General features: G+C 72.2%; 20 protein-coding genes. 4 read left to right on the top strand and 16 right to left on the bottom strand.

The window, feature by feature from the left end:
* Positions 1–4: 4 nt before the first annotated feature.
* The 6 genes from GT755_RS35390 to GT755_RS35365 form a co-directional block, all read right to left on the bottom strand.
* Positions 5–895: a sulfotransferase family protein gene (locus GT755_RS35390; RefSeq protein ID WP_328794730.1), complete on the bottom strand. Its 891-nt coding sequence runs from the start codon at positions 893–895 to the stop codon at positions 5–7.
* Between the two features lie 76 nt (positions 896–971).
* Entirely contained in the window at positions 972–1,688 is a 717-nt protein-coding gene (locus tag GT755_RS35385) for a DUF7158 domain-containing protein (RefSeq protein ID WP_202610907.1), read from the bottom strand.
* Positions 1,685–5,797 (bottom strand): glycoside hydrolase family 38 N-terminal domain-containing protein, encoded by a 4,113-nt coding sequence (locus GT755_RS35380; RefSeq protein ID WP_161483910.1) that lies wholly within the window; start codon positions 5,795–5,797, stop codon positions 1,685–1,687. Before GT755_RS35380 ends, GT755_RS35385 begins: the two co-directional genes overlap by 4 nt.
* A complete protein-coding gene (locus GT755_RS40255; protein WP_202610906.1) occupies positions 5,794–6,606 on the bottom strand; it encodes a carbohydrate ABC transporter permease in 813 nt (270 codons plus the stop codon). The genes GT755_RS35380 and GT755_RS40255 overlap by 4 nt, the downstream gene beginning before the upstream one ends.
* Complete coding sequence (locus tag GT755_RS35370; RefSeq protein ID WP_161483909.1) at positions 6,603–7,547, bottom strand: carbohydrate ABC transporter permease; 945 nt, start codon at positions 7,545–7,547, stop codon at positions 6,603–6,605. The genes GT755_RS40255 and GT755_RS35370 overlap by 4 nt, the downstream gene beginning before the upstream one ends.
* Positions 7,548–7,693: 146 nt before the next feature.
* A complete protein-coding gene (locus GT755_RS35365; protein WP_161483908.1) occupies positions 7,694–8,992 on the bottom strand; it encodes an ABC transporter substrate-binding protein in 1,299 nt (432 codons plus the stop codon).
* A gap of 162 nt (positions 8,993–9,154) precedes the next feature.
* Here GT755_RS35365 and GT755_RS35360 point away from each other — a divergent pair, with 162 nt between their 5' ends.
* On the top strand, positions 9,155–10,177 hold the full coding sequence (locus tag GT755_RS35360) for a LacI family DNA-binding transcriptional regulator (RefSeq protein ID WP_202610905.1): 1,023 nt from the start codon (positions 9,155–9,157) through the stop codon (positions 10,175–10,177).
* Between the two features lie 268 nt (positions 10,178–10,445).
* On the opposite strand, the gene GT755_RS35355 is transcribed toward GT755_RS35360, so the two are convergent.
* The 3 genes from GT755_RS35355 to GT755_RS35345 all read right to left on the bottom strand — a co-directional run bounded on the left by GT755_RS35355 (position 10,446) and on the right by GT755_RS35345 (position 13,315).
* The gene (locus GT755_RS35355; protein ID WP_161483907.1) at positions 10,446–10,997 is read right to left on the bottom strand and encodes a hypothetical protein; all 552 of its coding nucleotides are present in this window, start codon (positions 10,995–10,997) and stop codon (positions 10,446–10,448) included.
* A gap of 248 nt (positions 10,998–11,245) precedes the next feature.
* Entirely contained in the window at positions 11,246–12,499 is a 1,254-nt protein-coding gene (locus tag GT755_RS35350; protein ID WP_161483906.1) for a BtrH N-terminal domain-containing protein, read from the bottom strand.
* A gap of 189 nt (positions 12,500–12,688) precedes the next feature.
* Positions 12,689–13,315, bottom strand: coding sequence for a hypothetical protein (locus GT755_RS35345; RefSeq protein WP_161483905.1), 627 nt, complete (start codon positions 13,313–13,315; stop codon positions 12,689–12,691).
* Between the two features lie 17 nt (positions 13,316–13,332).
* Here GT755_RS35345 and GT755_RS38915 point away from each other — a divergent pair, with 17 nt between their 5' ends.
* On the top strand, positions 13,333–13,485 hold the full coding sequence (locus GT755_RS38915; protein WP_169807662.1) for a hypothetical protein: 153 nt from the start codon (positions 13,333–13,335) through the stop codon (positions 13,483–13,485).
* A 9-nt stretch (positions 13,486–13,494) separates the two neighbouring features.
* On the opposite strand, the gene GT755_RS35340 is transcribed toward GT755_RS38915, so the two are convergent.
* The 6 genes from GT755_RS35340 to GT755_RS35315 form a co-directional block, all read right to left on the bottom strand.
* Positions 13,495–14,352 carry a spermine/spermidine synthase domain-containing protein gene (locus GT755_RS35340; RefSeq protein WP_161483904.1) on the bottom strand — a complete coding sequence of 286 codons (858 nt, stop codon included), beginning with the start codon at positions 14,350–14,352 and terminating at the stop codon, positions 13,495–13,497.
* Entirely contained in the window at positions 14,349–14,729 is a 381-nt protein-coding gene (speD, locus tag GT755_RS35335) for an adenosylmethionine decarboxylase (RefSeq protein WP_161483903.1), read from the bottom strand. Before speD ends, GT755_RS35340 begins: the two co-directional genes overlap by 4 nt.
* Entirely contained in the window at positions 14,729–15,916 is a 1,188-nt protein-coding gene (locus GT755_RS35330) for a type III PLP-dependent enzyme (RefSeq protein WP_202610904.1), read from the bottom strand. Before GT755_RS35330 ends, speD begins: the two co-directional genes overlap by 1 nt.
* A gap of 192 nt (positions 15,917–16,108) precedes the next feature.
* Positions 16,109–17,818 (bottom strand): MOSC and FAD-binding oxidoreductase domain-containing protein, encoded by a 1,710-nt coding sequence (locus GT755_RS35325; protein ID WP_161483902.1) that lies wholly within the window; start codon positions 17,816–17,818, stop codon positions 16,109–16,111.
* Positions 17,819–17,836: 18 nt separating this feature from the next.
* Positions 17,837–18,760: a pirin family protein gene (locus tag GT755_RS35320; protein WP_161483901.1), complete on the bottom strand. Its 924-nt coding sequence runs from the start codon at positions 18,758–18,760 to the stop codon at positions 17,837–17,839.
* Positions 18,761–18,843: 83 nt separating this feature from the next.
* A complete protein-coding gene (locus GT755_RS35315) occupies positions 18,844–20,073 on the bottom strand; it encodes a hypothetical protein (RefSeq protein WP_161483900.1) in 1,230 nt (409 codons plus the stop codon).
* Positions 20,074–20,261: 188 nt separating this feature from the next.
* Here GT755_RS35315 and GT755_RS35310 point away from each other — a divergent pair, with 188 nt between their 5' ends.
* Positions 20,262–20,822 carry an RNA polymerase sigma factor gene (locus GT755_RS35310; RefSeq protein WP_161483899.1) on the top strand — a complete coding sequence of 187 codons (561 nt, stop codon included), beginning with the start codon at positions 20,262–20,264 and terminating at the stop codon, positions 20,820–20,822.
* A gap of 43 nt (positions 20,823–20,865) precedes the next feature.
* Entirely contained in the window at positions 20,866–23,199 is a 2,334-nt protein-coding gene (locus GT755_RS35305) for a helix-turn-helix transcriptional regulator (RefSeq protein WP_161483898.1), read from the top strand.
* On the opposite strand, the gene GT755_RS35300 is transcribed toward GT755_RS35305, so the two are convergent.
* Positions 23,181–23,978: an ABC transporter ATP-binding protein gene (locus GT755_RS35300; protein WP_161483897.1), complete on the bottom strand. Its 798-nt coding sequence runs from the start codon at positions 23,976–23,978 to the stop codon at positions 23,181–23,183. The genes GT755_RS35305 and GT755_RS35300 overlap by 19 nt on opposite strands.
* Positions 23,979–23,994 lie beyond the last annotated feature (16 nt).

Here is a 23,994-nt window from a genome sequence, read left to right as displayed (position 1 = left end):
ATCTTCACTTGGACAGGTACCCCCAGCTAACGCTCATCGGGCGGAGCACGTCGGGAATCTCGGACTCGTCGGGCAGGTCACGCCCCTTCTGGACCTCGCCGGAACGGATCTTGTCCTTCCAGTCGCCCAGGCCCTTCTGCACGACCGTCTGCGCGGAGCCGTAACGCAGCATGCCGGGTTCGAACTGGATGCCGAGGAAGTCGCAGACCGCGCGGATCTCGTTCTCGGGGTCGGCCGTCAGGTCCTCGTAGTGGATCGTGTGGCCCTTGAGGCCCTTGCGGGCGCGTTCGACGGCCTTCATGTAGCGCAGCGCGTCGGCCGCCGCCTCGGTGAAGTCGCGCTTCTCCGGGTCGGCCTCGTGCCACGACCGCGCGATCGAGACGGGGTGGCGCAGCAGGAAGACGAACCGGGCGTCGGGCCAGCAGGCCGCCAGGCGCTCGAAGGCGAAGGCGTTGGCCGGGGTCTTGTCGACGATGTGGCTCTTGCCGCTGCGCAGCAGCTCGCGGTGCAGCACCCGGTCCCACAGCAGGTGCTCCAGATCGGCCTGGTTGTGGCCGAGGGCGTGCATCGCCCGTTCGGCCAGCCCGGTGCCGAAGCCGACGGTCAGGCGGCGGACGTGCAGTTCGTGGGGGGCGTGCAGCAGCGAGTGGGCGTTCAGGATCGAGCGCAGGAGGGTCGATCCCGACCGGACCGGCGACATCACGAAGATCGGGGCGCGCAGCAACCGGTCGGTGCGGGGGTCGGCCGGCGGCCGCACCTCCGAGGCGGGCGCGGGGGCGGGCTTGGCCGCCTTCGCCGCTTTCCCCGCCTTGCCGGTCTTGGACGGGTTCGCGGTCGCGGACTCGCCCATCTTCGTCAGATGAAACCCGGTGAACTCGCCCAGCGCAACGTTCACTCGTTGTTTCCAGTTCATGTGTGGACCTTACGGACTTTCCCTGAGAATTGCCTGGAACTGACCGTAGGTTGGCACATCAATGCCGGTGCGTGTGATCGGGATGGTTGATGTCGCCGGGATGCTCGTAACCGGGCGTTAACACCGCGGCGGCGCAGCGGGCGTCCGCCCACAGAGCGAACCGCCGCCGCCGGGCGGCGTCCAGGAGCGCCGCGCGGATGCGCGGCGCCGCCTCGGCGAGGCTCAGATCCCGTCTCGTGTACGCCCCCACGACGAACACCTCCCCGCCATGGGTCACGTGGTCGCCCTCGGCCACCCGGAACACCGCCTCGGGCACGAGCTCGGCGCGGGTCACCTCGTATTCGGCCGCCACCCCGTTCCGCCAGTGGGTGACGGCACGCGCCGGTCCCGGCCGGTAGCGGTCGGGGTTGGCGGCGTAGTAGCGGCGCACGTCCTCCTCGGAGACCGTGACCCCGGCCGTGAGCTCGCGGTAGAGGGCCTGGGCCAGCCGGTCGCCGGAGAGCACGGCGGCCATGACGCTGCCCAGCTCCAGCCGGGCGGTGGCGGACAACTCCATCGGCGGGCCCGCCCAGGGTTCCAGGCCCCGGCGCGCGGCCTCGGCGGCGACGACCCGTTCGGCGACCAGGAGCTGCACGACCCAGCGGCGGAGCTGGCGGCCCTCGGTGGTGCCGTCGGCCGGGAGCAGGTCGCCGCGGGGACCGCGGCGCAGTGCGGCCATCCGGCCGGCGACCTGCTCCAGCGTGACGGGGGCGCCCTCGACGAGAGCGGCGATCACCGGTGCCCCCGCACCCGAAGCGGCACGGCGGGCGAGTAGCTCACCCGGCCGAACCACATGGCCTTGACCAGCACCCACCAGTCCCCCGGCCGCATGCCCAGCGGCACCTCGGCGACCACGTCGAGCACGGTCTCCTCGCCGGGCGCGATCTCCAGCGGGCGGATGAGCGGCCCGGTGACCTCCCAGGTGCCCCACGGGCCGAGCACCTGGATCTCCCCCCGGATGGCGAAGGCGGCGCGATTGGTCAACGTCACCGGCAGCCGCGACCGCTTTCCCGGGCGGGCCTCGACGCCCTCCTCCGGCACGTCCACCGCGAGCAGCGACGCCGGGCCGGGGCTGACCGGGTGGCCCGATCCGTCGAAGAAGACGACGTCCTCGTGGGTCTGGCCGCCGTGGGCCAGGGTGACCGCCGCCGGCCAGGGGCCCTCCCCCGCTCCGGGCGCGGGCGTCACCGCGACGTCGAAGGTGGTCCAGCCGCGTGGCGGGAGCCGTACCGGACGACGGGACGGCGTGGCGGTCCAGCCGGGCGGCACGACCACGCGGACCTCGCCCTCGGCGGCGGCGTCGACGAGGTCGGAGGCCAGCGAGACCGCGACCCCTCCGGGCACGGCCCGCGCGTGCACGCTCAGCGGCTGGTAGCCGAGCGGCGCCGAGCCTCGGTTGTGCAGCCAGTAGCGCGAGAACACCGGCTGCGCGGGCTCGGCGGCCCGCCCGAGGCGGTCGCCCGGACCTTCGGGGTCGCGCGCGTCGGTCTTCAGCACGAACGTGGCGATCTCGCTCGGCCCGAGGTCGGCGACCAGCACGCCGTCGCGGACCTTGGCCTCGCTCGTCGCGGTCTCCAGCAAATCGGCCACCGCCGCCTCGACCAGCGGGAACGGCGAGGTCACCCGCAACCCGACGGACGTGCCGTGCGGCTCGTAGAACCGCGCGGTCACCCCGGCGCGCGGATCGGCCGGGACCGCCCGGCCGCCCGCCGTCGGGTTCCCGGCCGCCTTGAACGCGGCCAGCACGGCCGCTCCGGCGGGTTCGACCGTCAGCAGGGACGCGGTGGCGGGCAGGCCTCCCGCGTGGGCCGGTTCGACGACCGGGCGCAGCGGGTGGTTGTAGTCGTGCGCCTTGGCGACGATCCCGGCCTCGCGCCAGTCGCCGCCGCCGGAGGCGATGGCGTAGTCGAAGGTGTGGCTCCAGTGCTGGAGGCCGAAGCCGGTCCCGTCGGGGGCGGTCCGGCGCGGCGGGTCGATCCACATGCCCGACGGCCAGCCGGTCGACGACCGCATGAGCGACAGGTGCAGCCGCCCCCTGGTGTCGACGGCGAACCCGGGCACGCCCCGGTTCAGCACTGCGACGGTCCGGCGCTCCTCGGCGTGGTCGGCCCTCTGGTCGACGCGGATCACGTGATCCTCGATAACGTTGTCCGGCGACCCGGCGAGCACCACGACCGGGATGTCGAGCACGCCACGCAGGTCCGACTCGGGGTGGAAGGCCTGCTCGCGGGTGTACCGCGCGGGCAACCAGACCACCGCCGACCCCTTCTCCGCGAGCTGCCGCTCCAGTTCCTCGGTGTACGCCGGCCCGGCCGCCCGCAGGGCCTCGGCGGTGAAGGCGTTCTCGTGCGGCCCGCCGACGGCGAACCGCACGTCGGGCAGGTTCGAGTCGAACGACAACAGGCCGTAGCGGGTGCCGTGGGCGTACGCCGTCGTCGAGGTCACCCCCGACTGGGCGAGCTTCACCGCCAGGTCGCGCGCGCCGGCGGTGTCCTCCTCGTGCGGCACGACGATCTCGGCGACCGCGATCGGCACGCCGGTCCCGTTCGCGAAGGCGATCCGGGCCGGGGCGCTGAGCCCGAACCACTGGTAGGCGGGGTTGTCGAGGGTCCACGGGTGCTCGGCCGTGTCGACGTCGGGGTGCGCGAACGGTCGCCCGACGACGGCGTGGCCGACCTCGGAGACCGGCACCGCGCCCGGCACCGCGCACGGCCAGCGGAGCCGCACCAGCTGGTCGGCGCCGTCGAAACCGTCGACGTGGGTGGCGCAGTCCACCCGCGCGAGGCCGTACCACAGAGTGACCGTCTGCGTGTACGTGACGGAACCGAGCGAACCGGTGACGGTGATCCGCCGGCCGAGCCGCGACCGCTCGGTCGTCACCGAGCGCGCGGGGAGTGCGGCGCTCCCCGTGGAGACGCCCGTCGGCAGCAGGTGCCACGGGCCCTCACGGAAGACCGGGTGTTCGTGGTACTCCTCGTACACCACCAGCTCGTTGCCCACCTCGCCCGGCGTGATCAGCTCGTCGCCCGTGGTCAGGTCGACCAGCGAGACCACGCCGCCGCCCCGCGCCGGGTCGACCGTGAGCCGGTGGAACTCGTTCTCGATCGTGTACGTCTCCTCCACGGCCCATTCCTCCCCGGCACCCGATGCGGCGAGGCGGTAGGAGCGGTAACCGACCGACGGCACGTCCTCGGCCAGGAAGACGATCTCGGCGCGGGTGTCGTCGGCGTGCTCGACCAGACAGGGGACGCCCGCGATCGTGCGGCCCGCCGGCACGGTGACCCGGACGAGGTCGGTGCGCGGCCACGCGTTGGCGTTGTAGACGATCACCGTCTCGCCGTCGGTGGCGGTGCGGGCCGCCAGGTGCCGCAGCGCCGCCGTGTGCACCTCCGCCGCGAGGTCGTACGCCTCCCGCCACCCCGCCAGCAGGTCGAGATAGACCTGGTCGGACTCGGTGCCGGTGATGGCGTCGTGGTGGGCGCCGAACACGAGCTGCCGCCACGCCTTGTCGAGCGCGGCCTCCGGATACTCCGCTCCCCCGGCCAGGCACGCCAGGGCGGCGAACCGTTCGGCGTCGAGCAGCTCGTTCTCGGCCGCCCGCTGCGCCTGCTTGGTGTCGATGTACGACACGTCCTTGCCGGTGTAGATCGGGTTCATGTCCCGGGTCTGCGGCGACAGGCGGCGGCCCTCGGCGGCCAGTTCGGCGGTGACCGCCGAGAAGAACTCGCGCGGGATCGCGCAGTTGAACCTCGGCCAGACGTAGCGGGCGTTCCAGTCGCGGTGGATGTCGGTCAGCCACTTGTTCGGCGGGCTGTAGTCGGTGCCGACCGGGATCAGCACGTTCCGGGTCGCGGCGACCTTCTTGAGGTCGAGGAACAACCCGTACACCGACTGCTCGGCCGCCTCCAGCGTCTGGGCGGAGTCCATCGACCAGCCCGCGCCGTAGTGGGCGGCCATGTAGTGGGTCAGCAGGCCGCGCCCCGACGGGGAGATCCACTCGAACTCGGTGCGGAACTGCATGTCGGAGGGGTCGCCGTGGGGGGTGTCGTAGGTGCCGACCTCCAGGATCGGCCCCCACTGGTGGAACGGCCCGCGCGCCCACGCGCTGGAGGTGAGTCCGGCGTCGGCCATCATGCCCGGGAACTGCGGGTCGTGCCCGAACGCGTCGAGCTGCCAGGCCGTCGAGGGTTCCCCTCCGAGGACGTCGCGCTGGAACCCGACCCCGTAGACGGCGTTGCGGATCGTCGTCTCGGCGCCGGTGAGGTTGGTGTTGGGCTCGTTGTACGTCCCGCCCATGATCTCCAGGCGGCCCTCGCCGACGAGCCGGGTGATGATCGCGCGCTGCTCGGGGAAGGTGTCCCAGTAGGGCTTCAGGTAGTCGACCTCGGCCAGCACGAACTTGTAGTCGGGGTCGCGGCGGGCCAGCTCCAGGTGGGCGTCGATGAGCTGGAACGCGGTGAACTGGAAGCTCATCCGGATCTCTTGGGCGTCCGGCTGGTCCTCCCACTCGCTGGCGTACCCGGCCTGGGTGTTCCACCAGACGGGGTCGTAGTGGAAGTGGGAGACGAGGTGGACGGTCCAGCCGGGCTCGGCGACGAGGAGCGTCGCCTCCTCCCGCAGGTCCCCGGCCCGCACGGTGATCGGCACCTGTTCCCCCGGCCGCGCCCGCGTCGAGACGGGGACCTCGTGGGTCCCCGTACCGGGGACACCCCGCAGTTCCCCCCACGCCCCGCCGGTGACCTCGACGTCGATCGGGCCGGGCCCCGACGTCGTGACGCGCAGGATCTGGCGCGGGGCGTCGGCCGGTCCGGCGAACAGCTCGGTGGACTCGATCGTCAGATTCATCCCTTGACCGCTCCGCCGGTAAGGCCCTTCACGAAGTTCTTCTGCAGGGCGAGGTAGAAGATGAGGATCGGCAGCGTCGCCAGGAACATGAAGGCGAAGACCGATCCGAAGTCCGATTGGTACTGCCCGATGGCCCGGTAGACGCCGACCGTCACGGTCGTGCCGCTGTCCGGGCCGAGCACGATGAGCGGGGTCAGGAAGTCGTTCCAGATCCACACGCCCAGGAAGATCATCACGCTGGCCGACGCGGGCCGCAGCAGCGGGAAGACCACCTGCCAGAACACCCGGAACCGGTTCGCGCCGTCGAGCGCGGCGGCCTCTTCGAGCTCCAGCGGGACGCCGCGTACGAAGCCCATGAAGAGCAGCACCCCGAACGGCACGTAGTAGCCGACGTTCACCAGCACGAGCCCCTGGAGGGTCGTCATCAGGTCGAACCACTTCAGCACGGTCGTGATCGGGGCCATGATGACCGGCACCGGGATCATGAGCCCGCACAGCAGCGTGGCCATGACGACCTTGGCGGCCCAGTGCCTTGCCCGCGCCAGATAGTGGCCGAGCATGGCGGAGAAGACGGTGAGGACCGTCACCGACAGGGCGGTCACGGCGATCGAGTTGATCAGGCCGAAGGTGAACAGGTGGTCGGGCCGGTTCAGCACCGCCGCCAGGTTGTCGAAGGTGGGCGGGAACGGCAGCCCGGCGGGGTCGGCCACCACGGCCGCGCTCGGTTTGAAGATGTTCACCAGCACCAGGTAGAGGGGCAGGAAGAACACCACGCCCACGAACGTGGCGACGATCGGCCGCGCGTTCACCGGGACACCTCTCTCTTCTGCAGGAACCGCAGCACGACCACCGAGATGAACGCGACGATCGCGAGCATCACCGCGGCCAGGGCCGAGGAGTAGCCGATCCGGTTGCTCACGAAGGCGGTCTGCACGACCTGGAAGGCCATGGTCACCGTGGTGCCGTTGCCGGGGCCGCCGTTGGTGATGACCCGGATCTGGTCGTAGGCCTTGAAGCCGGTGATCAGCAGCATGACCACGTTGATGGTCAGCGCCGGGGCGAGCATCGGCCAGGTGACGTTGCGGAAGCGCTGGAGCGCGCTCGCGCCGTCGATCGCGGCGGCCTCGCTGAGCTCGCGGGGCACCCCCTGGAGCCCGGCCAGGTAGACCACGACGCAGAAGCCGAGCATCTGCCAGGCCATGATCCAGGCGATGGAGTAGATCGCCAGGTCCGGGTCGGACAACCAGCCGGGCGGCTCGTCGACGCCGAGCCCGCGCAGGGCCGAGTTGAGCAGCCCGTCGTCGGTGAGAATGGCCTGCCAGATCACGCTGATGACGACCGAGCTGAGCACGACCGGGGTGAAGAACACCCCGCGCAGCAGGATGTAGAGCCTGGTCGGCCGGTCGAGCAGCATGGCGATCAGCAGGCCGCCGACGTTGGCCAGCACGGTGATGATCGCCGTGATGATCACGGTGTTCAGCAGCGCCTGGTGGAACTCGGCGTCGCTCAGCAGGGTGACGTAGTTCCGCAGGCCCACGAACCGGGTGGGCGGGTTGAAGGGGTTGAGGTTGGTCAGGCTGTTGTACGCCGTCATCCCGATCGGCACGAGCACGAAGAATGCGTAGGCCACCAGGCCGGGCAGCGCGAACAGGGCGAACCTGCCCAGGCCGGGCAGGAGCCTGCCGCGTCGCCGGGGACGGGGCACGGGATGGACCTTCTCGGGCGCCCCGCGCCGCATCGTCTGAGTCATCCGGTCACCACGTCGCGTTCGCGGGCCGGGTGAGGGCGCGGGGCCCTGCCTTGCTGGATCTGGGTCATGGTGTTACCGGGCCGGCCGATCGGGTGGGCGCGGGGCGCGCGGACGCGCACCCCGCTGAGCCTGTCTGGACATGGGGGTTACTGGGTCGCCTTGGCGTACTCGTCGTCGAGGAACTCGGCGAACTGCTGGGCGTTCTTCTTCCCGGTGATCAGGTCCTGGACGCCGAGGGCGGCCTTGTCGGCCAGGCCCGGGGGCAGCGCGCCGTCGCCGGCCTCCTGCGAGAAGGCGTCGTAGATCGAGCCCTCCTGCATGCCCTTCTGGTAGATCGCGACGGTCGCGTTGTAGACCGGGCCCATGTCGGCGGGCGGGGTGTAGCCCTTGATCGCCGGGATCGAGCCGTCGGCCTTCACGAACGCGTCGTTGTTCTCCTTGTCCTCGTCGAACGCCAGGGCCCACTTCTTGGCCAGCTCGACGTTCTTGGCGGTCGCGCTGACGAGGGTGCCGCCGCCGGTGAAGGTCGGGGTGACAGGGGAGCCGTCGTCGGTCGGCCACGGGAAGGCGCCGACCTCGAACGAGGGCTTGTTGGCGTCGGCCGAGGTGGCGAACCAGGAGCCCATGGGGTACATGGCGCCCTTGCCGTCGCGGAAGGCCTGCTCGGTGTCGGCGTAGGACCTGCTCAGGCCCGCCGGGTCGATGTACTCGTTCTTGGCCAGGTCCTCGATCTTCTTGGCGGCGGCCACGAAGTCGGGGTCGGTGAACTTGACATTGCCCTGGGCCCGCTGGAGCAGCCAGTCGGGCGTCTTCCGGTAGACGTCGGTGGCCACGGTGCCGGTCAGCGGGTACATGTCCGCCCACGTGTCGGCGCCGCCGCCGCCCACGATGAACGGGGTGACGCCGCCGTCCTTCAGCTTCTTGGAGATGTCCAGAAGCTCCTGATACGTCGTCGGCGTCTGGGTGATGCCTGCTTTGGCGAACATGTCCTTGTTGTAATAGACAACCGGGATGACCTGCGTGTTGTACGGGAGCTGGTAGACCTTGCCCCCGATGGCCCCCGCCTTCGGCGCGATGAAGTTCTTCAGCTCCTCATCGGTGAACGGCGCCAGCTTCCCCGCCTGGGCGAACCCGGCGGGGTTGACCGACTGCAGGATGTCGGGCAGGTTGCCCGCGGCGTCGAGCTGCTTGGCGTACGCCGTGCGGTCGATGTTGGGCGTCACCAGCTTCTTGATGGTCACCTCGGGGACCTTGGCGGAGGCCCGCGCGATGGCGGCGTCCCAGAACGCCGCGTTCAGGTTGGGCGTCTCGAAGACCAGGAAGCTCAGCTCCACCTTGCCGCCGGCCGACGCGCTCGCGCCGCCCTCGGCCCCCGGGGTCTCGCCCACCCCACAACCGGCCGCCGCCAGCACCGCGGCCAGGCCGAATATCAAAGTTCTGCGCATCAGCACAGCCCTCCTCGTTGCCGATCCGGCTCCCCGAAGCCGATTGAGATAACGTTATCCCGATACCGTAGAGTGTTGCGCGGAGGTTTCAAGAGCGAGGCGGGCAACGAATTGGTCACGGGCCGAATGGCGCCAACGGGCGATCATGCGGATGATAGGCGGATGCAGGAGAAGCCGAGGACGCGGAAGGGCCGCAGGCCGACGATGGTCGACGTCGCCCGCGAGGCGGGCGTCGCACTGCGGACGGTCAGCCGGGTCGTCAACGACGACGCCACCGTCGGCGCCGAACTGGTCGAACGGGTCAGGAGCGCCATCGCGGCCCTCGACTACCGCCCCGACGAACGCGCCCGCCACCTGCGCCTGGGCGTGACCGGCACCCTCGGCGCGGCCGTGCGCCAGCTCTCCCACGTGAACCCGGTGCTGCGCGCCGTCGAACGCGCCGCCCGCGCCGCCGGCCTCATGGTGCTCGCCGCCTCCACCGAAGACGACGAGAAGATCGAGCGCCACGTCGTCGAGTCGATGTGCCGCCGCCGCTTCGACGGCATCCTGCTCGAACCGATCGGCGCCGACCACGGCTACCTGGTCCCCGAACTGGCGGCCGGCCTGTCGCTCGTCGCGGTCGACCGCCCGGTGCTCGGCCTGGAGGTCGACTGCGTGCTGTCCGACAACGTGGCCGGCATCGAGACCGCCTTCGCCCACCTGGTCGCCCACGGCCACCGCCGCATCGCCTACATCGGCGACGACGAGCGCATCTACACCGCCCAGGAACGCGCCACCGCCTTCCGGGCCTGCCTGCGAGCGCAGGGCGGCGCCGCCGACGCCATGATCCACACCGGCCCGATACAGCGCGAACGCATCCACCACGCCCTGGAGAGCGCCCTGTCGGGCCCCGACCCGGCGACCGCCGTCATCACCGGGAACGCGACACTCAGCGTCGAGACGGTCCGCTGGTTCCGCGACCACGCCGACGACGTGGCGATCGTCGGCTTCGACGACTCGGAACTCGCGACGCTGCTGCGCCCCGACCTGACGGTGGTCGCCCAGGACGACGCGGCCATCGGCGACACGGCCATCACCATGCTCCGCACCCGCATCGCCGACCCGGCCACCCCGGTCCGGAAGGTCACCGTCCCGGTGACGCTCCAGGCCCGGGGCTCGGGCGAGACGCCACCGAAGCGGACCTGACCCACGGAGACCAGCTCGCGAGTGGTCGCGCCGGTGCGGCGGCACACATGGCAACGCCGTCGGCCGGGTCTGGCCGGACCACGCCGGCACCACCCACAGCAGGTTTCCGTCCCCCGCGAGTGAGCGCCACGTTCGACATTCGCCGTTCAGGTCACGCACCTCGTCCTGAGAGCGTGTCTCCTGTGCGGAAGCGAGCATCCGCACCCGTCGCCATGCGACGTCCCGCCGCGCCCATGCCCTCGGCAATCCGGGTGGGGCCGGTCCGGTGCTACGCGTCGCCCTCGCAGGCGGTCTCCTTCTCGGCCGTGCACAGGTCGGCGCCCGGACCGCCGAAGACCTGGTCGAACGCGCCTTCGTCGCCCATCAGGACATCGTCGCCCCCGTTACCGTCCATGAGGTCGTTGCCGCCCTCGCCTGAGACGAGGTCGCGAGCCGAGCCGCCGTAGTAGAGGTCGCCGTCCGGCCCGAGGAAGGCCTGGGCCGGGAGGGCGGTGTTGTTCCGCACCGTGTCGGCCCCCGTGTTGGTGCGCACCAGCATCTTGGTGATGCCCGTGGCGGCGCACCGGACCGTGCGGGGGTCGACGTTCGTGCAGGTGACGCTGCCCGCGAAGATGGCGTCGTTGAAGTTCCGGACGACGAGGAAACCGTTTGCGACGTTGATGGAGATGTCGTCGCCGGCGAATCCCGCGCTGACGAACAACTGCCCGCCGGACGCCACCACGTTGGTGGCGGCCATCGCGGGTGTGGCGCTGACGGCCGCGAGGGGGACGGCGAGCAGCGCTCCCATCGCCAGCGCGCGGAGACCGTTCTTGAGTGTCACGACTGTTCCCTTCCTGGTGAATGCGACGGTTGTCACGTCAGGAAGTACAGCGGCGTCGTCACCGGCGGAGTATGTCGAACTACCGACTGTGCAAAGGCGGAGTTCCCGCGGGAAGTCACCCGACGGAGGTTCTGCCTCCGGCTGTGCCGACGCGGTTTGCGGTGCGTCGGCCTTGCTCCGCAAGGAAATCGCGTGCGCCCTGGAGAAGACCGCCGGGGCGGCTTTCGCCTCCACCCCGGCGGGCGTTCTCACTGTTCCGCCGGCAGCGCCTCGCGCAGGGCCGCCACAGCCGCGGTCTCGGCCCGGTGGATCTCCGCCAGCCGCTCGCTCAACGCCGGGAAGAAGCCCGGCTCCGGAGGCGTCGCCTCCGCCTTCAGCGCCCACAGTTCGGCGGCCGCCGCCTCTGCGTCCGCCGCCCCGGCCGAGCCCTCGGCCACGGCGGCGCGGACGGTGGCGGTGAGTTCGCGCAGCCGCCGGTTCTCCGCCTCCGGCAGCGCCGTCTCGGCGAAGTCGTGCCACAGGCCGTGGATGCGCCGGAACTCGGCCGCGAGATCGTGCAGGGGCAGGCCGAGCAGGCCGGCCGCCTCGTCGAGGCCGTCGGCGAACAGGTCGCGGTGGTTGCCGCCGTCGGTGCCGACCGGTTCGACGGCCTCCCAGATCGACCGCATCGCGCCGGCCAGGCCGCGGCCGTCGGCGAACACCTTCGGCCAGCCCTTGGCCGCCGAGCCGTCGACGATGGTCCGGCTCCACTTGCGCCAGGCGGGCAGCGAGAACGACGCGGAGGTCCCGCCGAGGTGGGCGGCGCAGTCGCGCAGCCCGGCCAGCACCGCCTCCTCCAGCCGGGGCCGGGCGGGGGTGACGGCGTGCAGCAGGTTCTTGTACGACACCACCCGCCCCCGAGCCGCGTCGAGCCGGGCCCGGTCGACGCGCAGCGGCGCGAGGTTGCGGTCGTCGACCCAGACGCCGTCGCCGTCCTCGCGGTAGACGACGATCGGATGCCCGCCGTAGCCGTCGAGGACGGCGGGGGCGTGCCAGTAGCCGACGTGGTGGCGGTCGGGCAGCACCACGCAGGCCCGGCCCGCCGCCAGCTCGGCCGACAACCGCGCCGACGCGCCCTTCGCCCCGCCCGTGGTGTGGACGTCGAACGGCACCCCGAGCCGGGTCAGCGTGGTGTCCATCCACTTCTGCGGGTACTGCCAGCGGTTGCGGAAGCCCAGCACGACCACGGCCGAGTCGTGGCGTTTGAACTCCCAGAGGATGTAGCCCGCGCCGAGCCCTCCCCCGGCGAGGTAGACGAGCGGCTCGCTGACGGGGAACCCGCCGTTGCGCAGCACGTTGGCCACCGCCGCCGAGGCGGAGTGGCGGCCGCCGTGGAGGGTCCAGCCGTGGTCGGTCTGCGGGCCCGCCGCGCCCGCGACGTGCATGCGGGCGGTGGTGTAGCTCTCGCCGGTCTTGGCCATGCGCGCCCGGATGCGCGCCTTCAGCTGCTTCTTGCCGGTCATGACGGCTCCATCGCGGCACACGCGGACACCCGGTCCACGCCCGCGGTGTTCGCTCCGGCCGCTTCGGTCGTCGCCGTGCACGGTCCGCCGCGCTCCAGAGGCGATGAGGTCCCCTTTGCCTCCGCGTGCGGCGGGCCGCGTGGAGGCCCGCTGAAGGAGGTTGGGCGGTGGAGCCCGCCACCGCCGAACCTACACCTTCGGGATGTCGATCGCGATCTCGTCGCCGAGCCGGTATCCCGTCGCCAGGTCGAGCCGGTCGCCGCTCCAGAACCGTCCCGGGTCGTACCAGTTGGCCGCCTTGCGGCCGGTCAGCAGGCCCATCGCCTCGTACGTCACCGCCACCACCTCGGCGCAGTAGGCCGACTCCAGGGCCATGTCGCGCGAGCGCCGCGACGGCAGCCGCCCGCGTATCCAGCGCCCGGCCAGACGGGCGGTCGAGGGGAACGGGGTGCCGTCGAGGCGGGCGATGGTCTTGAGGACGGCGTCTTCCATCTCGCGGGTGACGTCGGGCTGGAGCTGGCGCAGCCAGCCGCGCTGGCCGTATCTGTTCGACCAGGTCACCACGGCGTCGCGCAGGTCGTGGAGCTGGACGCCGCGCTGGCGTGTGCCCGTCCACATGTCGACCAGGGACTTGCCGAGTTCGGCGTGCCACATCAGCGGGGGCAGGTCCTCGATCACGACGGACATGCCGACGTGGTTGACCGGGCTGTTGGTCGTCATCTGGATCGCCCGGTCGGGGACCGAACGGCCGCGGAACACCCAGACGTCACCGGTCCGGGTCTGGGTCAGCGCTTCGTCGAGGGAGATGCCGCTCATATCGGTAACCTAAGCACATGCGCTGGTGGAAAATCCTGGGCCTGGCCGCCTTCGCCGGAGTCGCGGCGAGCGGAGTCGTCGCGGTGCGCGCCGAGCGCCGCCGCCGGGCCTACACCCCCGAGGAGATCCGCGACCGGCTCCGCGAACGGACGGCCGAGATCTCCTCGTAGGGCGGTCTCCTACCCGCGCACCGATCGGGGCGGCACCGTGTTGCCCGTCAGCGCCGCGTCGTCGATCGAGACGGGGCGGTAGGGCAGGCGGGCCAGCTTTTCGCGCATGAACCCGACCGGGTCGGCCAGGGTGTCGGCGCGGGCGCTGACGAACGCCCATTCGTGCTCGTCGGAGCCGTAGTAGACGACCGAGGGGAACGCCTGGGTGAAGCGCGCCCAGGAGCGGCGCAGCGTGTCGTTGCGCCACAGGGTCATGCATCCGGCCTGGGTCGACACGACCCCGCCGGGGGCCAGCGCCTTGCGGCACATCTCCAGGAACGCGGCGCCGTAGAGGCGGTCGTGCTGGGCGTCGCCCTCGGCGCTCTCGTCGGGCAGGTCGACGACGATGACGTCGTAACCGGCGGCCGACTCCAGGAAGGCGTAGCCGTCTTCGTAGCGCATCGTGATCGGGCCGGCGCCGCGCTCGGCCGCGGCGAGCTCGGCGACGGTGTAGCCGTAGGGCAGGTGGTCGGCGCAGACGCGGACCGCCCGCCGGTCGATGTCGACGTGGTCGACGGCCTGGGCGCCCGCCTCGACGAGGATCTGGCAGGCCACGCCCTCGCTCGACCCGATGACCAGGCAGCGGTCGAGCCGGTCGGCGAGCAGGGCCGGGGGGATGACCAGGGCCTCGTGGTAGACGAGCTGGCTGAACTCGGTCGACTGGCGCTCACCGCCGCAGAACAGGCTCGCGCCCTGCTCCGTCACGGCGACCAGGATGTCTTGGAACGGGGTCGTCTCCTCGTGGAGCACGGCGTCGACCCGCCACAGCCGGCGTGTGCCGGGGGTCGTCGGCTCGTCGATCCACAGGTGACCGTCGTGTTCGATCAAAGGGTTGCCTCCACTCGCTGACCGCCTCTGCCGATGATCCTCGTCGTCACCCGGCCGGGTGTCAGCTCGGCGGCCAGTACGGTCATGGCCTTGCGGGGGTCGGCCCGCTCACCGCAGGTGAAGACGTCGACGAACGCCGCGCGGTGCTGGGGGTAGGTGTGGAGCGAGGCGTGCGACTCGGCCAGCAGGGTCAGCACGGTGACCCCCTGGGGGACGAACCGGTGGGAGACCACCTCCATGACGGTCGCCCCCGCTTCCTTCATGGCCCTGGGCAGCAGCGCGCGCAGCAGGGGCTCGTCGTCGAGGAGCGCCGGGTCGGCGTCCTCGAACTCGACGATGACGTGGATGCCGCTGAACCGGCCGATCTGCGCGGTCATCAGCCCGGCACGCAGAAGGTCGGCAGCGCGGGCAGGCCGTTGACCGCCGCGCAGGAGTAGCTGGAGGTGTACGCCCCCGCGTCCATGATCTCGATGGGGTCGCCGGGGGCCAGCGAGAGCGGCATGGCGTAGTCGGTGTGCTTGTAGAGCACGTCGTCGCCGTCGCTGGTCGGCCCGGCCAGCACGACCGGCCCGTCGGGGCCGAACCCGGCGGGGGCGTGGATGCGGTAGGCGATGGTGTCGTTCTCGGTCTCGACCAGGCCGTTGTAGCGGCCGACGTCGAGGAACACCCAGCGGCGCGGGTCGGCGGGCACGCCGCCGCGGACCGCCACGACCTCGGCGCGGATCATGCCAGACGGGCCGACGAGGGATCGGCCCGGCTCGATGACCAGTCGCGGACGGTCGCGGGGTTCGAAGTGGCGGGCGAGCGACAGGTCGACCGCGCGGGCGAACTCCTCGGAGGAGGCCGCCGGCTCGCGGTAGGAGATCGGGAACCCCCCGCCGATGTCGATGGCCGGCAGCCGCACGCCCTCGGGTTCGAGCATCTGGGCGATCTTGGCGGCGGCGGCGATGCCGGCGTCCCAGGCGGCGAGGTTGCGCTGCTGCGAGCCGACGTGGAACGTGACACCCTGTGGCCGCAGCCCGCGGTCGGCGGCCTCGGCGAGCATCTCGGGCGCCGCCTCCTCGGGGCAGCCGAACTTGGCCCCGAACGGCATCGCGGCGGCCGGCGGGGTCACCTGGATGCGGCAGAACACCTTCGAGCCGGGCGCCTCGACGATGATGTTGCGCAGGTCGCCGGGGTTGTCGAAGGCGAAGGTGCGCACTCCGCGCTCGTAGGCGGCGGCCACGTCGGAGCGCTTCTTCACCGGGTTGCTGAACGACAGCCGGGACGCGGGCACCCCGCGCGCCAGGCAGAGCTCGATCTCGGCGAGGCTGGCGACGTCGAAGCCGGCCCCTAACCGGGCGAGCGTGGTGATGACGCCGGGTGCGGCGTTGGCCTTGACCGCGTAGAGGATCTCGGCGCCGATGAACGCGAGGCTCATGGTCCGGTAGGTCGACTCAAGGGTCGGCAGATCGATGAGCAGGCAGGGACTGGGTGTCTCGTGACGGTCGGCGAAGGCGCGCAGCCGCACTGCGGCCCCCTCCATCGCGCCCTCGACACGTCGCGTGAGAGTCAGGTCTGGCACGGCTCCCCCTTACTTTCCGTGGTATATCGCCCACCGAAAGTAGTCACACGAGAACCCTGATGACCATAACCTGAAGGTGACACGGACCTTACTTAGCGAATTGGTAGAGCCCCGAGGTTTTAACTCTGTGACGGGAAGGGCAGAAGAGGAGATTCCCGTCCGCCCATATGCGGATATTTCACCAATCATCGGCTAGAGGTCCAGGACGACGTCCTCCCGCACCGGCACCGAGCAGCAGATGAGCGCGTCCCCCACCGCCGGCGGCTCCAGCGGCTCGGTCCGGTAGCGGACGGCCCCGGCCAGCAGCCCGGTCACGCAGGTGTGGCACACCCCGGTCCGGCACGACCACCGCACCGGCACGTCGCACGCCTCGGCGAGTTCGAGCAGACTGCCGTACTCCTCGCCCCACCGGACGGTCAGCCCGCTGCGCGCGAAGGTGACCTCCGGCCCGGTCCCCTGGGACGCCGGCGGATGCGGCCGGACGTGCCGCGCGCCCACCACACCGGGGTTGACAGCGGCCAGCGTGCCGAACAGTTCGGTGTGCACCCGGCCGGCCGGGAGCCCCACGCCGGCCAGCGCGTCGGCCATGGCGGTCATGAAGCCGGCCGGACCGCATATATAGGCGTCGGTGTCGGGCGTGATGCCGAGTCCGGCCAGGCCTGAGGCGGTCGGGCGGCCGGTCTCGGCGTGCGGCGGCAGCGGTTCGCCCGGTTCAGGAGCGGTGAAGAACACCTTCTGCCGGGCCCCGGGGATGCGGTCGAGCAGCGCGCGCACCTCGTCGGCGAACACCTGCGTCCTGACAGAACGTGTCACGTGCAGCCACCGGACACCCCGTTCGGCGCCCGTTTCGACCAGCGCGTGGAGCATCGCCAGCACGGGGGTGATGCCGATCCCGGCCGAGATCAGGGCGACCGGCGAGGAGGCGTCGGCCATCGTGAAGTCGCCCCGGGGCGCGGCAACCTCCAGGGCGTCACCCTCGGTGACCCGGGAGTGCAGGTATCCACTGACCTCGCCGCCGGGTTCGTGCTTGACGGTGATTCGATAGCCGGACGATCCAAGCGACAGCGAGTAGCTGCGCACCGAGCCGTCGGGCACCCGTACCGTCAGGTACTGGCCCGGCAGGGCCACCGGCAGCGCCGAACCGTCGCCGGGCGCGAGATAGAAGGAGACGGTGTCGTCGCTCTCCCGCCGCACCCGCGTGACGGCGAGCGGACGGAACCCCGGCCAGGCCGGCCGGGCGACGGGGCTCTCGGCGAGCAGGTCGCGGAAGGAGCCCTGCCAGCCGGGGCTCAGCGCCGGGTTGTCCAGCGCCGCCCGCAGCCGGGCGGGGTCGCGCGGCCCGGGAAGGTAGAGCAGCGCGTCGGCCTCGGTGACCGAGACCTCCCCCGAGCCGACCGACAGCCGCTCGATGTCGTCCCCTGCCGTCACGTCGCCCTCGGTGATCACCCTCAGGTAGAAGCCGGGCCGCCGGTGCCCGACGAGCAGCGAGGCCATCTCGGGCACGCCCATCCGCAGGCCCACCCGGAAACAGGTGACGCGGGGCTGGGTGACCTCGAAGACGGCGGTGCCGATCCGGTAGCGATCGCCGATGCAGACCTCGTCGTCGGGCAGCCCGTCGACGGTGAAGTTCTCGCCGAACTGGCCGTAGGCGAGATCGTCGCGGCCGAGGTGACGGCTCCAGTGGGCGTAGGAGTCGATCTGGTAGACCAGCACGGCGCGCTGCTCCCCGCCGTGTCCCTGGAGATCGCCCTGCCCGTCGCCGTCGACGTTGAGCCGCCGCACCCGCCGCGGCCCCTCGACACTGGTCTTCCAGATGCCCGTGTGGACGGTGCGGCCCTCCCACGGCACGTCCTTGGGCAGGCCCACGTTGACCGACAGCAGTTTTCCGACAATTCCCCCCATACCGGAAACCTACCCGGCTCAGCGCTCGCGGCCCCGGGGCTTGAGCCGGAGAGAGGGCAGCTCAGGGGCGCGGAGCGGATCGCCGTCGTAGCCGGGCACCGGGCCGAGGGCGCCCTCGCCCCACGACCGCCGGAACTCGACGATCTCGTCGTGCGAGCGGCCGACGAAGTTCCACCACATGACGATCCGCTCCTCGAACGGCTCGCCGCCGAGCAGCAGCAGCCGGGCGTCGCCCGCAAGATCCACCGAGGAACGGCCCGCGCCCAGGTAGAGCAGCGGTCCCGGTTCCAGCGCCGTCCCGGCGACCCGCGCCGTCCCCGACAACACCAGGGCGGCGTACTCCCAGGCGGGCTTCAGCGGCAGCCGCGCGGGCGCGGACACCACGATCTCGGCTCCCACGATGGGCGTGTGCGCGGTGGCGGGCGAGGTCAGCCCGGCCAGTTCCCCCAGCAGCACGGTCACCGAGCAGCCCGGCTCGGTCAGCTCGGGCAGGTCGGGGTGGTGCTCGAAGGCGGGGGCGGTGTGCCGGGCGCTCTCGGGCAGCGCGACCCAGAGCTGCGCGCCGTGCAGCCGCCCGAATTCGGACTCCTCGGAGTGGGCGATGCCGCGCCCGGCAGTCATCAGGTTGAGCTGCCCCGGCTTGATCACCTGCTCGCTGCCGAGCGTGTCACGGTGCAGCACCTCGCCCTCGACGAGCCAGCTCACCGTCTGCAACCCCGTGTGGGGATGGGGCGGCACCGTCATCGCGGCCGGTTCGGGCCCGTAGGCGTCGGCGAAGCACCACGCCCCGACCATCCGCCGTCCGGCGGTGGGCAGCGTGCGGGTGACCTTCATCCCGCGGGTCCCGCCCAGCACGACGTCGCGGCCGGGCAGCAGCTCCGGTTCGCCCGCGCCCTCGCCGCCGCAGACGGCCTCCCGGGGGTCGCTTTCGAGGTTGCTCATGTACCGGAATCTACGCCGACACCCATACAGGAGACGACGAAGGCCCCGCTCGCGGACGAGCGGGACCTTCACGACAAGGCGGTTCAGCCGGCGTGGGCGCCGTTCACCGACAGGACCCGCTCGGCCTGCGGAATGGCGGGGAACTGGCCGGTGTCGACGATGCCGTGCTCCAGGTAGGCGGCCTCGATCAGCGCGTGGGCCTTGGCCTCCAGCTTCCAGAGCGAGCGGAACTCCTTGCACATGTCGATCGGCACGCCGGTCTCGCGGGCGATGTCGGCCGCGCGGGGCACGAAGCGCTCCTCGATGGCCTGGTCCCAGTAGGCGCGGGCGGCCTTGATCCACGACGAGCGCTGCATGATGTCGACCGGGGCGGCGACGGGCCGGCGCTGCTCGTCCTCCTCGTCGGCCGGGGCCATCAGGGCGCGCATGGCGGCGCTCTGCTGCGGGGGCTCGGGCTCCCACGGGACCGGCGGGTGGAGGTCGAGCAGGGCGCTGGTGTTGAACAACGCGCCGATCTGCGAGAGCAGCGCCTCCTGGCGCTCGGCGTCGTTGGCGAGGCCGGTGTGCTCGACCGCCTGGTCCATGGCCCGGTCGAGGCGGGCCAGCGCGGCGCGCATGCGACGCTCGGAGGCGCCGGTCTCGCGCAGGTGGCGCGCGCGCTTGGCGGCCAGGGCGACCCGGGTGAGACGGCGGTGGGCGTCGACGTCGCTGGCGGTGCGGTCGCTCGACTCGGCCAGGCCGAGGCGGACCATCGCCCGCTCGGGGGTGAGCCGCCAGTGGATGCGGCTGCGGCCGGTGAGGCGGACCCGCTCGATGGCCATGCCGCGCTCCCAGAGCCAGGCGGCGACCAGCGGGGCGGCCAGGCGGAAGATCGCCTCGGCGACGCTGGCGGCGTCCATGGCCGACAACACGGCCGACAGGCCGGTGAGCACCCAGACGGCCAGGCCGTCGATGCCCGCGGCGTAGTTCTCCCGCATGTTGCGGCGGGCCCGGACGGCCGAGGTGATGACGGCGACCTCGATGAACGCGAAGAGCAGCAGCCGCAGGGGACCGTCGAATCCGAGGACGTCTCCGGCGAACTGCCACATGCCCTGGGCCGACACACCGGTCGCGATGCTCGCCGCGACGATGGTCAGGATGTCTTCGGTCGGCCGGGGGGCGACGTACTTGGTGAAGACACGGCCGGCTCCGCGCCAGACGGCGCGCAGGACATAGAGCAGGATGACGAGCGCCACCAGGGCGAAGACGGCGATGATCGCCGCGCCGACCGGGTTCGCGGAGACCCAGGCGGAGACCTCTTCGAATTCAGGCATACGAACCATCAATCTCGACGTCCGACGGTATAACGACGCGATCATTCCAGAATGTCGCGTGCCACGCGCGCGAAACCCCTGTGACAGCGGGGAAATCGGTGATTCCAGCCTCCTGTCGCGAGAAGCCATATCGGGTACCGAACCGGCCCGAATCGTTGTTAGATGGCCCTCGGCGGAGGAGGACACGAATGGACGTCGCCGACCTCGTCAAAGGGGCCGCCGGTGGAGACGAGACCGCGTGGAACGCTCTCGTGGCCCGGTTCACCGGGTTGTTGTGGGCGGTGACGGCCGGGTTCGGGCTGGGCGACGACGACCGGCGCGACGTCGTGCAGGAGGCCTGGTTACGGCTGGCCGAGCGCCTCGACCGGATCGAGCAGCCCGACAAGGTCGGCGGCTGGCTGGCCACGACCGCCCGGCGCGAGGCCCTGCGCATGGCGAAGGCGGCGGGCCGGGTGACGCCGTCCGGAGACGGCTTCCTCGCCGACGTCCGGTCCCCCGACCGCACCCCCGAGCAGGTGCTCCTCGACGCCGAGCAGGCGGCGCTCGACGCCGCGCGGGCGGCCCGGCTGCTGGCGGCCTTCGAGCAGCTCGGGCAGCGCTGCCGCGACCTGCTGCGGATGCTGTCGGCGACGCCGCCGCTCAGCTACCTGGAGATCGCGGCCACCCTCGACATGCCGGTCGGCAGCATCGGGCCGACCCGCGCCCGCTGCCTGAAGTCGCTGCGCGCGAAACTCGGCGGCCCGGAGTAGGTATCAGGACCGGCCGGTCACCCTCCTACCTTCCGTGACAATCGTGTCTGAACTGAGGGCCGCCTTCGTCGGACGTGACCGCGAACGCGCCGCCCTCCACGCGTGCGCCGGCCGGGCCCGTTCGGGCCGCCCGGCGCTGGTCCTGGTCGACGGCCCGCCGGGGGTGGGCAAGACCGCGCTGGTCCGCAGTGCGCTGGAGGGCTTCCGGGTGCTCGCCGCGAGCGGCGATCCCCTCGAAAGCTCCTTCGATTACGGCTTCGCCCAGCAGTGGCTCCACGACGGCGTCTCCGGCGACCCCATCGACGTCGGCGCCCGCCTGCTGGGCGTGCTGACCGGCTCGGAGGAGCCGGTGGCCCTGGTGGCCGACGACGCGCAGTGGGCCGATGCCCCCTCGGTGCGGGCGCTGGCGTTCGCGCTGCGCCGCCTGCACGCCGGGAACGTGCTGGTCGTCGTGGTCACCCGCGACGAGCCGCCCGACGGGCTGCGGCGGTCGCTGAGCGAGGCGACCCGGTTGTCGCTGACCGGGCTGAGCGTGGCCGAGCTGGGGGAACTCGCCGCGCACCTGTGCCCGGTGCCCCTGGGTGCGGCGGCGCTGGACCGGTTGCGGGCGCACACGGGAGGCTCCCCGCTGCACGCCGAGGCGCTGCTCCGCCAGACCTCGCCCGACGTGCTGGCCGACCCCATGGCGCGGCTGCCGGCGCCCCGGGGGCATGCGATGGACGTACAGGACCGGCTCGGACGGCTCGACGAGCGGACCCGCGCGCTGGTCCGGGCGGCCGGCGTGCTCGGCGAGGAGTGCCCGCTCTGGCAGGCCGAACGGCTGGCGGGCGTCCCCGGCGCGATCCTGCTGCTCGACGCGGCGGTGGCGGCCGGGCTGCTGGTCCACCGGGTCGGCGGGGAACTCATGGTGGGCTTCCCCGATCCGCTGACCAGGGCGGCGGTCTACGAGGGGCTGCGGCCGGGCGAGCGGGCGCGGCTGCACCGGGACGCCGCCGTGATCTGTCCCGATCCGGTCGACCAGGTGCGCCACCGGATCGGCGCCGTCTCCCGGGCCGACGACGCGTTCGCGCGGGAGGTGGCCGCCTTCGCACGGGAGCAGGGGGCGTCCGGGAACTGGGAGGTGGCGGCCGACCACCTGGAGTGCGCCGCCCGGCTGACCGCGTCGCCGCGGGAGCGCGGGGTGCTGCGCGCGGAGGCGGTGCACGCGCTGCTGCTGGCCGGGCGGCCCGGTCGGGCCGCCGAGCTGGCGCGCGAGCCCAACGCCCATCCGGGCGCGCGGGCGTTCGCGGCGGGGCTCGTCGAGGAGGCGAGCGGGGACCGGGCGCGGGCGCGGGGGCTGCTCGAACGCGCCTGGCTCGACCGGGAGCCGGCCTTCGAGGGCGCGGTCGCGACGGCGCTGGCCCGGCTGTGTCTGTCCGACGGCCTGCTGCCCGAAGGACATCGGTGGGCGTTCCGGGCGTCGGGGGTGGGAGCCGGCTTCGTGCACATGGTCTCCCGGTTCGCCGCCGGACGGACGGCCGACGTCCTGGACCTGCGGCTGCCCGACCCGGCGGTGGCCGCGCCCGGGGAGCTCGACCTGCTGACCGGCCGGGCGGCGGTGCGGCTCTGGACGGGCGACGCGGCCGGGGCCCTGGCCGACCTGAGGGGTGTTCCCGGCGAGGTGGCCGAGACGCTGCGCTGTCTGGCCGAAGTGCGTTCGGGGGCCTGGGACGACGCGCTCTCCCGCCGACCCGGCACCTGGACCGCGCCCTACACCGTCGCGGCGCAGGCCATGGTGCACGCCGCGCGGGGCGAGGTCGCGACCGCCCGGACGCTGCTCTCGCACGGATGGGGCGCCGTGAGCGGGCTGGCCCGGATGTTCCTCGACGCGGCGGCGGCGTTCGCCGACCAGGTCGAGGCCGGCGATCCCGATCCCGAGATCGCGCCCGGCGCCGGGTTCGCCGCGTGCGCGGGGATGTTGCCGATCGCGCCGGGCGGGCGAAGGGAGGCGGCGCTCTCCCCCGATCCGTTCGAGCGGGCGCGGGCCGAGTTCGCCGACGGCTCGAACCTGCGAAGGTCGGGGCGGCGCACGGACGCGGCGGTCCGGCTGCGGGCCGCCTGCGACGCCTTCCGGGCGCTGGGCGCCACGCCGTTCCTGGAACGGTCCATGAGGGAGCTGGCCGCATGCGGGCGGTCGAACGACGCGCTGACGGCCCAGGAGAGCACGGTCGCCGGGCTGGTGGTGGCGGGGCTGACCAACAAGGAGATCGCCCGGCGGCTGACGCTCAGCGTGAAGACGGTCGAATATCACCTGTCGAACGTGTTCGCGAAGCTGGGGGTGTCCTCCCGGACCGCTCTGGTGGCGCTGCTGGTGCGGGGTCAGCCCCGGCGGGCGTAGAAGCGCCCGTCGTGGCGGTCGATGCGCAGGGGGCGGCCGAAGCACTCCGACAGGTGCTCGCCCGTCAGCGTCTCCTCGACCGGACCGCCGGCCAGCACCCGGGCGTCGCGCATCAGCAGCGCGTGGGTGGTGGTCGCGGGGACCTCCTCCAGGTGGTGGGTGACCAGCACGGTCGACAGGCGGGGGCGGCCGGCGAGCTCCTCCAGGGCCTCGATCAGGTCTTCGCGGGCGGGCAGGTCGAGGCCGGCGAAGGGCTCGTCGAGGAGCAGGATCTCGGGGTCGGCCATGAGGGCGCGGGCCACCCGGACACGGGCCCGCTCGCCCTGGGAGCAGACGACGAAGAGCCGGTCGGCCAGGTCCTTGCAGCCCAGGTCGGCCAGCAGGGACTCGGCCTTGGCGTGCTCGGCGGGGCCGTACTGCTCCCAGAGGGGGGCGCTGGTGCCGGTGTGGCCGGTCAGCACGACCGTCTTGGCGGTCGCGCCCTCCTCCTCCAGCAGGGACTCGTCGACGAGCCGCTGGCTGGCCGCCACCAGGCCGATGTGGCGGCGCAGCTCCCGCAGGTCGACCTTGCCGAGCTGTTTCCCGAGCACGCGGGCGGTGCCGGAGGTGGGGTGGCGGACGGTCGCGGCGACCGACAACATCGTGGTCTTCCCGGCCCCGTTGGGACCGAGCACCACCCAGTGCTCGCCCTTCCGGACGGTGAGGTCCACGTCGGAGACCAGCGCGCGGCCGACCGCGCGGACGCTCACCCCGTGGAGTTCAAGCGCGAGATCGTTCATCCGCACAGCATGTCAG

The sequence above is a fragment of the Herbidospora solisilvae genome (genome assembly GCF_009901565.1).
In the GTDB taxonomy this organism is placed as follows: Bacteria; Actinomycetota; Actinomycetes; order Streptosporangiales; family Streptosporangiaceae; genus Herbidospora; species Herbidospora solisilvae.
Note: the sequence above shows the minus strand (reverse complement) of the source record. Positions and strands in the feature narration are given on the sequence as shown.

Coding starts and splice junctions, on each gene's coding strand:
- GT755_RS35315 (WP_161483900.1), bottom strand. CDS start 20,073: ATGCCTGAATTCGAAGAGGTCTCCGCCTGGGTCTCCGCGAACCCGGTC.
- GT755_RS35345 (WP_161483905.1), bottom strand. CDS start 13,315: ATGAGCGGCATCTCCCTCGACGAAGCGCTGACCCAGACCCGGACCGGT.
- speD (WP_161483903.1), bottom strand. CDS start 14,729: ATGACCGCGCAGATCGGCCGGTTCAGCGGCATCCACGTCATCGTCGAG.
- GT755_RS35320 (WP_161483901.1), bottom strand. CDS start 18,760: ATGAGCAACCTCGAAAGCGACCCCCGGGAGGCCGTCTGCGGCGGCGAG.
- GT755_RS35370 (WP_161483909.1), bottom strand. CDS start 7,547: ATGACTCAGACGATGCGGCGCGGGGCGCCCGAGAAGGTCCATCCCGTG.
- GT755_RS35300 (WP_161483897.1), bottom strand. CDS start 23,978: ATGAACGATCTCGCGCTTGAACTCCACGGGGTGAGCGTCCGCGCGGTC.
- GT755_RS35360 (WP_202610905.1), top strand. CDS start 9,155: ATGCAGGAGAAGCCGAGGACGCGGAAGGGCCGCAGGCCGACGATGGTC.
- GT755_RS35310 (WP_161483899.1), top strand. CDS start 20,262: ATGGACGTCGCCGACCTCGTCAAAGGGGCCGCCGGTGGAGACGAGACC.
- GT755_RS35325 (WP_161483902.1), bottom strand. CDS start 17,818: ATGGGGGGAATTGTCGGAAAACTGCTGTCGGTCAACGTGGGCCTGCCC.
- GT755_RS38915 (WP_169807662.1), top strand. CDS start 13,333: ATGCGCTGGTGGAAAATCCTGGGCCTGGCCGCCTTCGCCGGAGTCGCG.
- GT755_RS35365 (WP_161483908.1), bottom strand. CDS start 8,992: ATGCGCAGAACTTTGATATTCGGCCTGGCCGCGGTGCTGGCGGCGGCC.
- GT755_RS35380 (WP_161483910.1), bottom strand. CDS start 5,797: ATGAATCTGACGATCGAGTCCACCGAGCTGTTCGCCGGACCGGCCGAC.
- GT755_RS35350 (WP_161483906.1), bottom strand. CDS start 12,499: ATGACCGGCAAGAAGCAGCTGAAGGCGCGCATCCGGGCGCGCATGGCC.